At 58.5% G+C, this 12,413-nt stretch carries 13 protein-coding genes; 2 read left to right on the top strand and 11 right to left on the bottom strand.

Annotated elements, in window-relative coordinates; genetic code table 11:
- Positions 1-212: 212 nt before the first annotated feature.
- The 3 genes from BM132_RS19380 to BM132_RS19390 all read right to left on the bottom strand — a co-directional run bounded on the left by BM132_RS19380 (position 213) and on the right by BM132_RS19390 (position 2,902).
- Positions 213-632, bottom strand: a complete 420-nt coding sequence (locus tag BM132_RS19380; protein ID WP_092457913.1) for an organic hydroperoxide resistance protein — start codon at positions 630-632, stop codon at positions 213-215.
- A gap of 396 nt (positions 633-1,028) precedes the next feature.
- Positions 1,029-2,153, bottom strand: a complete 1,125-nt coding sequence (locus BM132_RS19385) for a GGDEF domain-containing protein (protein WP_092457916.1) — start codon at positions 2,151-2,153, stop codon at positions 1,029-1,031.
- 185 nt (positions 2,154-2,338) lie between these two features.
- On the bottom strand, positions 2,339-2,902 hold the full coding sequence (locus tag BM132_RS19390; RefSeq protein ID WP_092457919.1) for a TetR/AcrR family transcriptional regulator: 564 nt from the start codon (positions 2,900-2,902) through the stop codon (positions 2,339-2,341).
- Between the two features lie 151 nt (positions 2,903-3,053).
- On the opposite strand from BM132_RS19390, the gene BM132_RS19395 reads away from it, so the two are divergent.
- Positions 3,054-3,755, top strand: coding sequence for a glutathione S-transferase (locus tag BM132_RS19395; protein ID WP_092457922.1), 702 nt, complete (start codon positions 3,054-3,056; stop codon positions 3,753-3,755).
- Positions 3,756-3,978: 223 nt separating this feature from the next.
- Here the strand turns inward: BM132_RS19395 and BM132_RS19400 are convergent, their stop codons facing one another.
- From BM132_RS19400 to BM132_RS19415, 4 genes are all read right to left on the bottom strand, one after another.
- Positions 3,979-4,353, bottom strand: coding sequence for a lysozyme inhibitor LprI family protein (locus BM132_RS19400; RefSeq protein ID WP_092399657.1), 375 nt, complete (start codon positions 4,351-4,353; stop codon positions 3,979-3,981).
- A gap of 149 nt (positions 4,354-4,502) precedes the next feature.
- On the bottom strand, positions 4,503-5,276 hold the full coding sequence (locus tag BM132_RS19405) for a MetQ/NlpA family ABC transporter substrate-binding protein (protein WP_092457925.1): 774 nt from the start codon (positions 5,274-5,276) through the stop codon (positions 4,503-4,505).
- A 79-nt stretch (positions 5,277-5,355) separates the two neighbouring features.
- Positions 5,356-6,030, bottom strand: a complete 675-nt coding sequence (locus BM132_RS19410; protein ID WP_092399663.1) for a methionine ABC transporter permease — start codon at positions 6,028-6,030, stop codon at positions 5,356-5,358.
- Positions 6,030-7,037 (bottom strand): methionine ABC transporter ATP-binding protein, encoded by a 1,008-nt coding sequence (locus BM132_RS19415; protein ID WP_092399665.1) that lies wholly within the window; start codon positions 7,035-7,037, stop codon positions 6,030-6,032. The genes BM132_RS19410 and BM132_RS19415 overlap by 1 nt, the downstream gene beginning before the upstream one ends.
- 262 nt (positions 7,038-7,299) lie before the next feature.
- On the opposite strand from BM132_RS19415, the gene katE reads away from it, so the two are divergent.
- Positions 7,300-9,438, top strand: coding sequence for a catalase HPII (gene katE, locus BM132_RS19420; RefSeq protein ID WP_092457928.1), 2,139 nt, complete (start codon positions 7,300-7,302; stop codon positions 9,436-9,438).
- Between the two features lie 117 nt (positions 9,439-9,555).
- On the opposite strand, the gene BM132_RS19425 is transcribed toward katE, so the two are convergent.
- From BM132_RS19425 to zur, 4 genes are read right to left on the bottom strand one after another with little or no spacing between them, the layout of a single operon-like run.
- The gene (locus BM132_RS19425; protein ID WP_092457931.1) at positions 9,556-10,269 is read right to left on the bottom strand and encodes a PA5502 family lipoprotein; all 714 of its coding nucleotides are present in this window, start codon (positions 10,267-10,269) and stop codon (positions 9,556-9,558) included.
- A 37-nt stretch (positions 10,270-10,306) separates the two neighbouring features.
- A complete protein-coding gene (gene znuB, locus BM132_RS19430) occupies positions 10,307-11,095 on the bottom strand; it encodes a zinc ABC transporter permease subunit ZnuB (RefSeq protein WP_047229780.1) in 789 nt (262 codons plus the stop codon).
- Positions 11,088-11,870, bottom strand: a complete 783-nt coding sequence (gene znuC, locus BM132_RS19435) for a zinc ABC transporter ATP-binding protein ZnuC (RefSeq protein WP_092399671.1) — start codon at positions 11,868-11,870, stop codon at positions 11,088-11,090. Before znuC ends, znuB begins: the two co-directional genes overlap by 8 nt.
- Entirely contained in the window at positions 11,870-12,352 is a 483-nt protein-coding gene (gene zur / locus BM132_RS19440) for a zinc uptake transcriptional repressor Zur (RefSeq protein ID WP_047229782.1), read from the bottom strand. The genes znuC and zur overlap by 1 nt, the downstream gene beginning before the upstream one ends.
- Between the last annotated feature and the right edge of the window lie 61 nt (positions 12,353-12,413).

A 12,413-nucleotide genomic window follows, 5' to 3' on the forward strand; every position in this document is an offset into this window, starting at 1 on the left:
CCGCCTTCGGCTACACGTTTTTCGATCAACCGATCCGAACCGCCTTCAGCGACGCGTTTTTCGATCAGGCGATCCGAACCACCCTCCGCGACCGTAGGTTGAACAAAAGAAGTTGCGAATGCATTGCCGAGCGCCAGTGCGAGAAGCGAGCCAACGAGCGTTTTGCTGAAAGTGTTCATGTCTTGATCCTTTTTATTCGTAGATGAAGTGAGTTAGACGGTGACGTGCAAACGGACGTCGACGTTGCCGCGTGTGGCGTTGGAGTACGGGCACACCTGGTGAGCCGCATGGACCAGCGCTTGAGCATCGGCTTGATCCAGACCTGGCAGGCTGATGTGCAGGTCGATGTCCAGACCGAAACCGCCAGGGATCTGGCCGATGCCGACGTGTGCCGTGATCGAGGCGTCGGCAGGAATGCTGCGTTTGCTCTGGCTGGCGACAAACTTCAGTGCGCCGATGAAGCAAGCCGAGTAGCCGGCGGCGAACAACTGCTCAGGGTTGGTGGCTTCACCACCGGCGCCGCCCAGGGCTTTTGGTGTGGCCAGTTTCACGTCGAGAATCTTGTCGCTGGAAACAGCACGGCCATCACGGCCACCGGTGGAGGTTGCGACTGCGGTATAGAGAACGTTCATGGTGTTTCCTCTCTTGCTGTTAGGTTTGATCGACTTTTGTTTGCGCTAAATGTTTGTGCGCTAACCAGTTGAAATAAACTTAACGCTCAAATACTTTGCGCGCAATATAAATTTTCAAAAAATTATCAAAATTGAATTAAGCAATTGATCTGCAAAAGAATTTATTTTCGGACAGCGCAGCATCACCCGCGGCGGGGTGAGCCAAGGGGAAGGTAGGTGTCAGGGAGTCAGTGCCCGCGCAATTGCAGGCCTTCGAAGAGAGGGAGTTCGGGGTTTCTCGATCATTCCCACGCTCCCGCGTGGGAATGCCGCCAGGGGCGCTCCGCGTTCCGCTTATGGAAGGTGACGCAGTGCGTGGACACGATCATTCCGACTGATGAGGCAAAGCCAATCCGACTAAGCAACAGCCACTCGGTTGCGCCCCAGCGCCTTCGCCCGATACAGGGCCTTATCCGCATCGTTCATCAAGCTGTGAAGATCCTTATTACAGGCCTCCGTAGACGCGACGCCGAGGCTCGCTGATATGCTGTGAACAGGTTCGATCATCAATCCTGCAATCGTATCAATGAGCTGTTCTGCAATCTGGGTAGCGACTTCGATGGAAGTGTCCGGAAGCAGAATGGCGAACTCTTCCCCACCCAGCCGGCCGTGAATGTCCGTCGCCCGAAACGACGAACTGATGACCGCCCCCATCTTGCGCAAAACCTGATCCCCGACCTGATGGCCGTAGGTGTCGTTGATGTGCTTGAAGTGATCCATGTCCAACATGACCGCGCACAACCCCAACCGGTTGGTCTTACATTCGTCATAAAGCTGCTGGGCATGCTCGAAAAAGGCCCGCCGACTCTTCAGACCCGTCAGTTCATCGGTTTGGGCGGCACGGGTTGAAATGCTGTTCGCCTGTTCCATTTCACGGGTGAGTCGAAAAGCGGTTTCCAGTGCCTGGGACATTTTGTGTGTAGCGCGGGCCGCAAATGCTGCGAACACCAAGATCGACAGGGCGATGCCCACTTGAATCGGCGACGGTTGAAACAGCAGCCAGGCGGTGCACGGCAATAGGACCAGGCCAATGGAGACCAGGGTCATGTCGCGGTAAGCGGAGTAGCAAGACACCGCGCTGACGGACATTCCGACGGTAAAGAGCATGACCAGTGCCTGCGACAAGAGATCGTCTGCCGGCATGACAACGAATGCGCCGCCTCCCCAAATGCTGGCGGACAACACGAGTGTGATCCAGTATTTGCGCTCCCAGCGTTCAGGCGTACGCTCACTTTCGTCGCTGCGGACATAGGCAATAAACAGCGAGATGCGCAACAACGTCGATCCGGTCAATATGGCCAGCCACCAAAAGATGACGTTGTGTTCAAAACGATCCCAGCACAGCCAACTCAGCATGATGGCAGCGAGGTAGCTACCAAAAACCGCAGACACGGATTGGCGAAACAGTTGCTGCAACCGGTCAGTTCGCACCTGCTCGGCTATGAAAAGCGCCTGGTCATTCCGAGATCTTGGGCCATGCATGTGATCCACCTGATCGTGACGCAACTGAAAAAGAACGATTGTGGCACCCTGCCACCAACGCAAACAACTGAATTACACCCACGGCCCCGATTGAGCCAAAACCCCGTGGCGAGGGAGCTTGCTCGCGCTGGGCTGCGCAGCCCTAACCATTCCTACAGACAACTCGTATCATCTTCTTTACAAGATCAGGCGGGAATCAATCCTGCTTCTCGGTAGCTCAAAATCAGATCATCGAACAGACCGACATCCGCCCGAGTTCGCGCGATTAACTGAGCACCCGCAACAGCGGTGTAAATGGCGCGGGCGCGGCGTTCGCACTCTTCTGCCCTGCCTGCTCCAGCCTCTGCCAACAGCTGGGCGAGCCATGTCACGTTAACGTCCGCAAAAGTCCTTATCTCCCGTGACACCTCCTCGGGAAGGTCTTCGTATTCCGCTGCCATGAAGCTGGACAGACAAAGCTTGTTGCCGTCTTCAAGCGACTTTCGAAAAATGGAGGGGTACAGCTGCACGCACTCCTTTGGATCGGAATTGGCGACGCGTATCTCTTCAAGCATGCGCAGCGCGTCCTGCCAGTAGCGTTCAGCAACCGCCGCAGCCAGGCCTGCCTTGCTCGGAAAGTGGTAGTAGATGCTGGCGTTCTTGATACCCACCTGGTCGGCAATGCTACGGAAATTGATTCCACTGTAACCGTGCAGCTGCGCAGCGGATCTGGCCGCCGCCAGGATGGCTTCTCGAGCATTTTCGTTCATGTTGCCACCTCGCTTCGAGTGTTCCACTCATTCATGCGCCCGGATTCTACTCTCTGATGAGCTTACCTGCCAATTGTCAGGTAGGGGCTTGACAGTGCCAAGACCTCGCCTCAGTCTTTACCTACCAATTGACAGGCAGGTGCACGAAATCATGACTTCTTCACAGCAGCGCGTTGATGTTCCCACTCATCCCACGATGAAAATCTACGATTGGTTCAACGGCCCTTACCCCGCCCGAGTGCGCATTGCCCTGGCGGAAAAAGGCTTGTTACCGAACATCGAATTTGTATCGGTGAATCTCTGGACCGGTGAACACAAGAAACCTGAGTTCTTGGCCATCAATTACTCCGGGACCCTGCCCGTACTGGAGCTGAACGATGGGACGCGGATCGCGGAGTGCACGGCGATTACCCAATATCTGGATAGCCTCGACGGTCATCCGACGCTGACGGGCGAAACGCCTGTTGAAAAAGGCATCATCCATATGATGACCAAGCGTGCCGAGATCGAGTTTCTCGATGCCGTCAGCGTGTATTTCCACCATGCCACGCCTGGCCTCGGCCCAGATGTCGAGCTGTACCAGAATGCTGAGTGGGGCGTCAGGATGGGCGATAAGGCGATCAGAGGCATGCGCTATTTCGACAACCTTCTCAAAGACCAGCCCTTTGTGGCGGGCGACAAGTTTTCGATGGCCGACATTGCGGTACTGGGGGGGATGATCTTCGCCTCGCTGGTGAAGCTCCCCGTTCCTGATGAGTGTGCTGTATTGCGAGCCTGGCACGCCAGAATGCAAGAGCGCCCTAGCGTCGAGACATGGCGTGCCATGGTCGAACGTGACGCTGCGCAGCACTGATAGTGACTCCAGCGCCAGCATGAAAAAGGGGCAAGGGCTAATGCCAGCCAGTTAAGGATCAAACGATACAAACCTGTGGGAGCAAAGCTTGCTCGCGATGGCGGCAGCCCCGTCAACGCGCTGTGGACTGGCTCACCCCAATCGCGAGCAAGCTTTGCTCCCACAGGTTTGGGGCTTAACTGACTGGCATTAGGGCAAGCCCGAGGTGCCTATTGTTTACGGGTTACTCGACTTGCGACAGCTTGGCGTCGTCGCAACCGGCTGCACGGCACTCGCGCTCTACAGCTTTGAGTATGACGATACGCGCCTCGGTCTTCTCATTGGCACAGTCCAGGTAGAGCAGGCCATCGTTGGAACAGGCGTTGTCACGAATTTTGATCCACTGGATTTGAGCGGCTTTCACCTTTTTCTTTTGATCCGGGGTCAGGGCACTCATCGTCTTCTTGTATTGCTCGTTGATTTCCTGATCCGACTGAACCATTTTCAGCGACGCGCAATAGGTCCTGTCATAGGCGTTTCTAGGGTTATCGCAACTCATCGCAGATGCCGATGCTGATGCCATTGCCAGCAATGTCCCAACCAACAAAGACTTGATCACTCACTTCACTCCCTGAATGCCCTCTATTCATTAGAGGTCGCGGCGGGGAATTTATCATGAGGGTTGTAGAACAATGAAGCGGATCCTTACGAGCAAAAAAAACGGACCTGCATTCCCACGCAGCCCCGTTTTTTCACCACCCGATCAGATCAAAACGCCGGCAACACCGCGCCTTTGTACTTCTCAAGAATAAAAGCCTTCACTTCCGGCGTATGCAGCGCCGCCGCCAGTTTCTTCATGGCTTCGCTGTCCTTGTCATCCTCACGCGCCACCAGAATATTCACATACGGCGAGTCGCTACCTTCAATCACCAACGCATCCTTGGACGGATCAAGCTTGGCCTCCAACGCATAGTTGGTATTGATCAACGCCAGATCCACTTGGGTCAGCACCCGCGGAATGGTCGCAGCTTCCAGCTCACGGAATTTCAGATCCTTCGGATTCTCAACAATATCTTTAGTAGTCGACAGGATGTTGTTGGAATCCTTCAGCGTGATCACCCCGTGCTTTGCCAGCAGCAACAGCGCACGGCCGCCGTTGGTGGCGTCGTTGGGGATGACCACGTTGGCACCGCCTGGCACTTCTGCCAGTGTCTTGAACTTGCTGGAGTACGCGCCCAAAGGTTCCAGGTGCACGCCGGTCACGCTCACCAGGTGGGTGCCCTTGGCCTTGTTGAACTCATCCAGGTACGGCTGGTGCTGGAAGAAGTTGGCGTCCAGGCGCTTTTCGGCGACTTGTACGTTCGGCTGGATGTAGTCGGTGAAGACTTTGACCTTGAGGTCCACGCCTTCTTTGGCCAGGGCCGGTTTGACGAATTCGAGGATTTCCGCGTGTGGCACCGGCGTTGCCGCGACGGTCAGGGTGTCGGCGGCGTGGGCGGAAAATGCTGCGGCGGCAGCGAAGGCAACCAGTAATTTTTTCATTCAGCTAACTCCTTTTTAGGCGCCCGCTCTCGGCGCCTGCCAGCGAATGGCCGGCTCATGGTTTATTGGCCGCGAGGCCTTATTTTCTAGAGAAATGCACAACCAGTTTGTCGCCCACGGTTTGCAGGACCTGGACCAGCACCAGCAGCAAGACCACCGTGACCACCATCACATCGGTCTGGAAACGCTGGTAACCGAAACGGATTGCCAGGTCACCCAAACCACCGGCACCGACCACACCGGCCATGGCCGTGTAGGACACTAGCGTAATCGCTGTCACCGTAATCGCGGCAAAAATGCCCGGGCGGGCTTCCGGCAGCAAGGCGTTGACGATGATCTGCCGGGTCGTCGCGCCCATGGCCTGGGTCGCTTCGATGATGCCGCGATCGACTTCGCGCAAGGCGGTTTCCACCAGGCGGGCGAAGAATGGTGTCGCGCCGACCACCAATGGCGGAATCGCGCCGGCCACGCCCAGGGAGGTGCCGGTGATCAATACCGTGAACGGAATCATCACGATCAACAGGATGATGAATGGCAGCGAACGCAGGATGTTGACGATCAGCGACAGCAGCGCATAAACGCCCCGGGCTTCGAGCAGCTGGCGCGGGCTGCAGAGGAACAGCAGCACCCCCAGCGGCAGGCCGAGCAGCACGGTAAACAACAGCGAACCGAAGAGCATCAGGAAGGTGTCGCCAGTCGCCAACCAGATTTCCAGCCAATCGATGTTGGCGAAGAATGAATTCAACAGTTCCATCAGCGCAGCACCTCCATGTGGACGTCAGCCGCGGTGAAGCGGGCGAACGCGGCCTCCATGTCACCGCCGGTGACGGCGAGGGTCAGTTGTCCGTAGGGGGTGTCTTTGATGCGGTCGATACGACCCGCCAGAATGCTGTAGTCCACGCCGGTTTCCCGGGCGACGGTGCCGAGCAATGGCGCGTAGGTCGCTTCGCCCTGGAACGTCAGACGCACGATGCGCCCCGGTACGTGGGCGAAGTCGTCGCGCTGTTCGCTTTCGTCGATCTGTTCGTCTTCCTGGACGAAACGCTTGGTGGTCGGGTGTTTGGGATGCAAGAACACCTCGGCCACGGGCCCCTGCTCGACGATCACGCCGGCGTCCATCACCGCCACTTCATCGCAGACGCGACGGATCACGTCCATTTCATGGGTGATCAGCACGATGGTCAGCTTCAGCTCGCGGTTGATTTCCGCCAGCAGTTGCAACACCGATGCGGTGGTTTGCGGGTCCAGTGCGCTGGTGGCTTCGTCGCACAGCAGGATCTTGGGCTTGGTCGCCAGGGCGCGGGCGATGCCGACGCGCTGCTTCTGACCACCGGACAACTGTGCCGGGTACTTCTTGGCGTGGTCGGACAAGCCCACCCGCGCCAGCAATTCGGCGACGCGTTGGTCGATTTCGCTGCGGGACAATTCGCCTGCCAGCGTCAGTGGCAGTGCCACGTTGTCGGCCACGGTCTTGGACGCCAGCAAATTGAAGTGCTGGAAAATCATCCCTACCTGCTGACGGAAACGCCGCAGGCCGCTGGCGTCCAGGGCGGTGACTTCCTCGCCGTCGACGATGATCTTGCCGCCGCTGGTGTCTTCCAGGCGATTGATCAGGCGCAGCAGGGTACTTTTTCCCGCACCGGAATGGCCAATCAGGCCGAAGACCTGACCGTTCTCAATCGTCAGACTGGTCGGGTGCAGGGCGGGGATATCCCTACCGGCAACCCGGTAGGTTTTAAAAACGTTTTGAAACTCGATCACGTAGCGAACCTTGTGGGGCGCGTTGGAAAAGGATCAGCGGTTAGCCGGGCGCGCATTTTAGCCTGTCCGTATAGAGGTTCTTAGCATTTATTTGCGATTGAATCAGCCATTTGGCAATAAGGCGATCAAAGGCCATAAAAAAGGAACACGGCCAAACGGCATCGGTCACTCATTAAGCCACTCGAAAATGCCCGGGTATGGAACCTGCGGTATCGCACTCAAGAGTCCTGGCCTCCGGGATCGCAAAGAGGAGTTATGCCTGATGAGTACCAAAAAGCCCACGGTCAACAAGAGCCAACTGGCCGGGACCGACACCCTGGATCGCGGCAACACCAACGCCAAGCTCGAGAGCCTGGAGCAATTTCGCTCCGACGCCACCGAACAGGCTTTGCGCACCAATCAGGGGGTGAAAATCGCCGATAACCAGAACACCCTGCGGGTCGGGGCCCGTGGCCCCTCGCTGCTGGAAGACTTCATCATGCGTGAGAAGATCACGCACTTTGACCATGAGCGCATCCCTGAGCGCATCGTCCACGCCCGCGGCACTGGTGCCCATGGTTACTTCCAATGCTATGAAGCGCATTCCGCGCTGACCAAGGCTGGTTTCCTACAGGATCCGAGTAAGAAAACCCCGGTGTTCGTGCGTTTTTCCACGGTGCAGGGCCCGCGGGGATCCGGCGACACCGTGCGAGATGTGCGTGGCTTTGCGGTGAAGTTCTTTACCGACGAAGGCAACTTCGACCTGGTGGGTAACAACATGCCGGTGTTTTTTATTCAGGATGCGGTGAAGTTTCCAGACTTCGTCCATGCGGTGAAACCCGAACCCCACAATGAAATTCCTACGGGCGGCTCGGCCCACGATACCTTTTGGGATTTTGTCTCGCTGGTGCCGGAGTCAGCCCATATGGTGATCTGGGCCATGTCTGACAGGGCCATTCCCAAGAGCCTGCGGTCCATGCAGGGTTTTGGCGTACACACCTTCCGCATGATCAACGCTGAGGGACGGAGCAGCTTCGTCAAATTCCACTGGCGCCCCACCGTTGGCACCTGTTCGCTGGTGTGGGACGAAGCGCAGAAGCTCGCCGGTAAAGATACTGACTACCATCGTCGCGATCTTTGGGAATCGATCGAGATGGGGGACTATCCGGAATGGGAATTCGGCGTACAAATTGTCGCCGAAGAAGACGAGCATAAATTCGACTTCGACCTCCTCGACCCCACCAAGATCATCCCGGAAGAACTCGTGCCCATCACGCCGCTGGGCAAGATGGTGCTCAACCGTAATCCGGACAATTTTTTCGCCGAGGTCGAGCAAGTCGCCTTCTGCCCTGGGCATATTGTGCCGGGCATCGATTTCACCAACGATCCACTGCTGCAAGGCCGGCTTTTTTCCTACACCGATACGCAAATCAGCCGACTCGGTGGGCCGAATTTTCATGAGTTGCCGATCAACCGGGCGATTACCCCGGTGCACAACGGCCAGCGTGACGCCATGCACCGCACCACCATCGACAAGGGACGCGCTTCCTACGAGCCGAACTCTATCGATGGCGGCTGGCCGAAGGAAACCCCGCCAGGTCCTGCGGACGGCGGCTTCGAAAGTTATCCAGAGCGCATCGATGCCCACAAGATCCGTCAACGCAGCGAGTCGTTTGGCGATCACTTTTCCCAGGCCCGGCTGTTCTACAAGAGCATGAGCCGCCACGAACAGGAACACATCATCGCCGCCTATAGCTTCGAATTGGGCAAGGTGGATCGGGAGTTTATTCGGGCGCGGCAGGTCAACGAGATATTGGCCAACATCGATCTGGAACTGGCCGCGCGGGTGGCGAAAAACCTTGGGCTGCCAGCGCCAACCACCTGCACCGTGGATGTACCGAAACCTTCGCTGGAGCAATCCCCCGCCTTGAGTCAGGCGAACCTGCTGTCCGGGGACATCAAGACGCGCAAGGTGGCTATTCTGGTGGCCGACGGCGTCGATGGGACGATTATCGATGCGTTCAAGCAGGCCCTGGAAGCCGAGGGTGCTCACGCCAAAGTGCTGGGGCCAACCTCTGCCCCGGTCACTACCGCCGATGGGCAGGCGCTGCCGGTGGATGCGTCCATGGAAGGGTTGCCATCCATTGCCTTTGACGCAGTGTTCGTACCGGGTGGTGCGGAGTCGATCAAGGCCTTGAGTACCGACGGTGTGGCGTTGCATTACGTGTTGGAGGCCTACAAGCACCTGAAGGCCATCGCCCTCAATGGTGAAGCGCGGCAACTGCTGGTGTTGTTGAAGCTGGAGGCGGATGCGGGGCTGATTCCTGACGCGGATGCTGGCAAGTTCCAGACGTTCTTCGACGCGATTGCCCAGCATCGGGTGTGGGCGCGGGAGCCTAAGGCCAAGGCGATTCCGGCTTGAGGGTAGTCTGAAAGCGCTTTGTCGCTGGTAGGACGCTATCGCGAGCGGGCTCGCTCCCACAGTGGTTTTGTGTCGATCATAAAAACTCATGTGGGAGCGAGCCTGCTCGCGATGCTTTCAAGGCCTGCGCGGAGTCAGAACCATCTGCGCCGGAACGCTGCGCAAAATCTGCTTTTGCACTTTCAGATCAAACCCCGGATCAAGCTTCTTGACCCGCTTGGTCAGCAGCGTAGTCAGCCAAGGATAATCGTCAGTGCGCGGCGCCTGGATGCTGACGTCACATTGAAAATTCACCACGTCGGCGGCAATGGCATCCAGTTGTCGACGCATTTTCTGGATATCGCCGATATTCAGCGCAACTGTCGTGCTCTCAGCACTCGGGTCGATCACTTTGGCAACCGGTTTGGCTTCGGCGGCCTTGAGGGCGGCCTCGGCTTTTTCCAGCTCGGCCTTGCGGGCTTCGGCAATTTCGCTGTTGACCTCACCGGTGAGCGCTGGCGCTTTGGGCATCAAGGCGCGGGCACGGCTCAGTGCGGTGGCGGCGGCATTGACGTCGCCTTTTTGCAGATCGATCTGGCTGCGGCGCAAATACGCCTCGGCCAGGCGCCGCTGATAGGGTTCCAGCGTCGGATCCTCGGGCGTCTGGGCTTGCAGTGCGGCCAGTTGATCTTCAGCGGTGGCCAGCTCATTGCCGGCCAGGCTCTGTTCAAACTGCGCGATGGCCGGGCCTCGGGTATCGGGGGCTTCGGCGACCGGTGGCGAACTCTGGCAGGCGCCCAGCAGCAGGGAAAATGCGACAAGGAGCAGATAACGGGAGGCGAACGGCTTCATTCCTGCGACTCTCTATTTGCGCAAAAAGCGAGCAAGTCTACACCCCTCGACGGGGCAGGACAAAACTCAGCAGAAATAGCGCGGCGGCGCTGACCACAATCGACGGCCCGGCCGGGGTGTCCTTGAACCACGACAGCGCCAGCCCACCGCACACTGCGAGCATGCCCAGCAGGCTTGCACCCAGGGCCATCTGCTCCGGGGAGCGGGCGTGCCGCTGTGCTGCGGCCGCCGGGATAATCAGCAAAGAAGTAATCAGCAACACACCGACGATTTTCATCGCCACGGCAATGACCACCGCAATCAACAGCATCAACGCCAGCCGCAAACCCACCACGGGCAAGCCTTCGACCCGCGCCAGTTCTTCATGCACAGTAACCGCCAGCAACGGGCGCCAGAGCGCTACCAGCAGCAGAAGGACGGCCGCGCTGCCACCCAGAATCCACGAAAGATCCATGGGGCTGATGGCAAGCAGATCGCCAAACAGGTAGGCCATCAGATCAATTCGCACGTCATGCATGAAGCTTAGTACCACCAGCCCGAGAGACAGGGTGCTGGGCGCCAGAATGCCCAGCAGCGTGTCGGACGCCAGCGGTTGACGCTGTTGCAGCGTCACCAGCAGCACCGCCAGCAACAGGCAGCCGACGGTCACCGCCACGGCAGGGCTGACATCCAGCAAAAAGCCCAGGGCCACGCCCAGCAAGGCCGCATGGGACAAGGTGTCACCGAAATAGGCCATGCGCCGCCAGACCACGAACGAGCCCAGGGGGCCGGCCACCATCGCGAGGGCCAGGCCTGCGAGCAGGGCGTACAACAGAAAATCAGCCATGCTTGCAGCCATCTCCATGAACATGGGTAGAAACAGATGAGTCGCTGACCACCGAACCATGCAGGTCATGGGCATGGTCGTGATGGTGGTGATAAATCGCCAGGCTTTGTGCGTTCTTTCCGAACAGTTCGACGAATGCCGGATCGCCGCTAACCTGCTCGGGATGCCCGGAACAGCAGACGTGGCGATTGAGGCAGACCACCTGGTCAGTGGTGCTCATGACCAGGTGAAGGTCGTGAGAAACCATCAGCACGCCGCAGCCATGACGGTCGCGCAGGCGGGTGATCAGGCTGTACAGCTCGGCCTGACCGGCCACGTCGACCCCTTGCACGGGCTCGTCGAGCACCAGCAGCTCAGGCTCGCGCAGCAGCGCGCGAGCCAGCAAAACGCGCTGCATTTCACCGCCGGAAACACTTTGTACCGGGCTATCGATTACCTGCTCGGCACCGACTTCGTTGAGCGCCGCCAGGGCCCGTTCACGATCCACGCCAGGCACCAGGCGCAAGAAGCGCAGTACCGACAGGGGCAGCGTCGGGTCGACATGAAGCTTTTGCGGCATATAACCGACCCGCAGCTTCGGCTTGCGCCAGACGGTGCCGCTGTCGGGCTTGAGCAACCCCAGCACGGCACGCACCAGGGTTGTCTTGCCGGCGCCGTTGGGGCCGATCAGGGTGACGATCTGCCCCGGCTCGACGCTCAGGTGGATGTTATCCAGCACGCTCTGGCCGGCGAACGTCACGGCTACGTGCTCGAGACGGATCAACGCATTGCTCATCAGGCCCCCTGGCAACCGGAGCAGAGCCCGACCACTTCGACGGTCTGGGTATCCACCACGAAACCCACTTCTTTGGCGCTGGCAACGATGGCATCGCTGATGGACTTCTGCTCCAGTTCGATGGCTGCGTGGCATTCGCGACAGATCAGGAACTGACCCTGGTGGGCGTGCTCCGGGTGATTGCAGCCGACGAAAGCGTTCAACGACGAGATGCGATGCACCAGGCCATTTTCCAGCAGGAAATCCAGCGCCCGATAAACCGTGGGCGGCGCGGCGCGGCGGCCGTCCTGCTCACTGAGCACTGCGAGTATGTCGTAGGCGCCCAGCGGCTTGTGGCTTTGCCAGACCAGCTCCAGCACGCGTCGACGCAAAGCGGTCAGGCGCAACCCTTGGCGTGCGCAGATGGCGTCGGCCTCGGACAGCGCAGTGTGCACGCAGTGAGAGTGATCATGGGGACGACTGGCAAGGGGCGTAATAGGCATGGGCAGCGACGATTTTAGTGAGAGACGTTATTATGTTACCCGTTCTCGCCTCTTCGAGTGG

Source organism: Pseudomonas sp. NFACC45 (assembly GCF_900113505.1).
GTDB classification, from domain to species: Bacteria; Pseudomonadota; Gammaproteobacteria; order Pseudomonadales; family Pseudomonadaceae; genus Aquipseudomonas; species Aquipseudomonas tehranensis.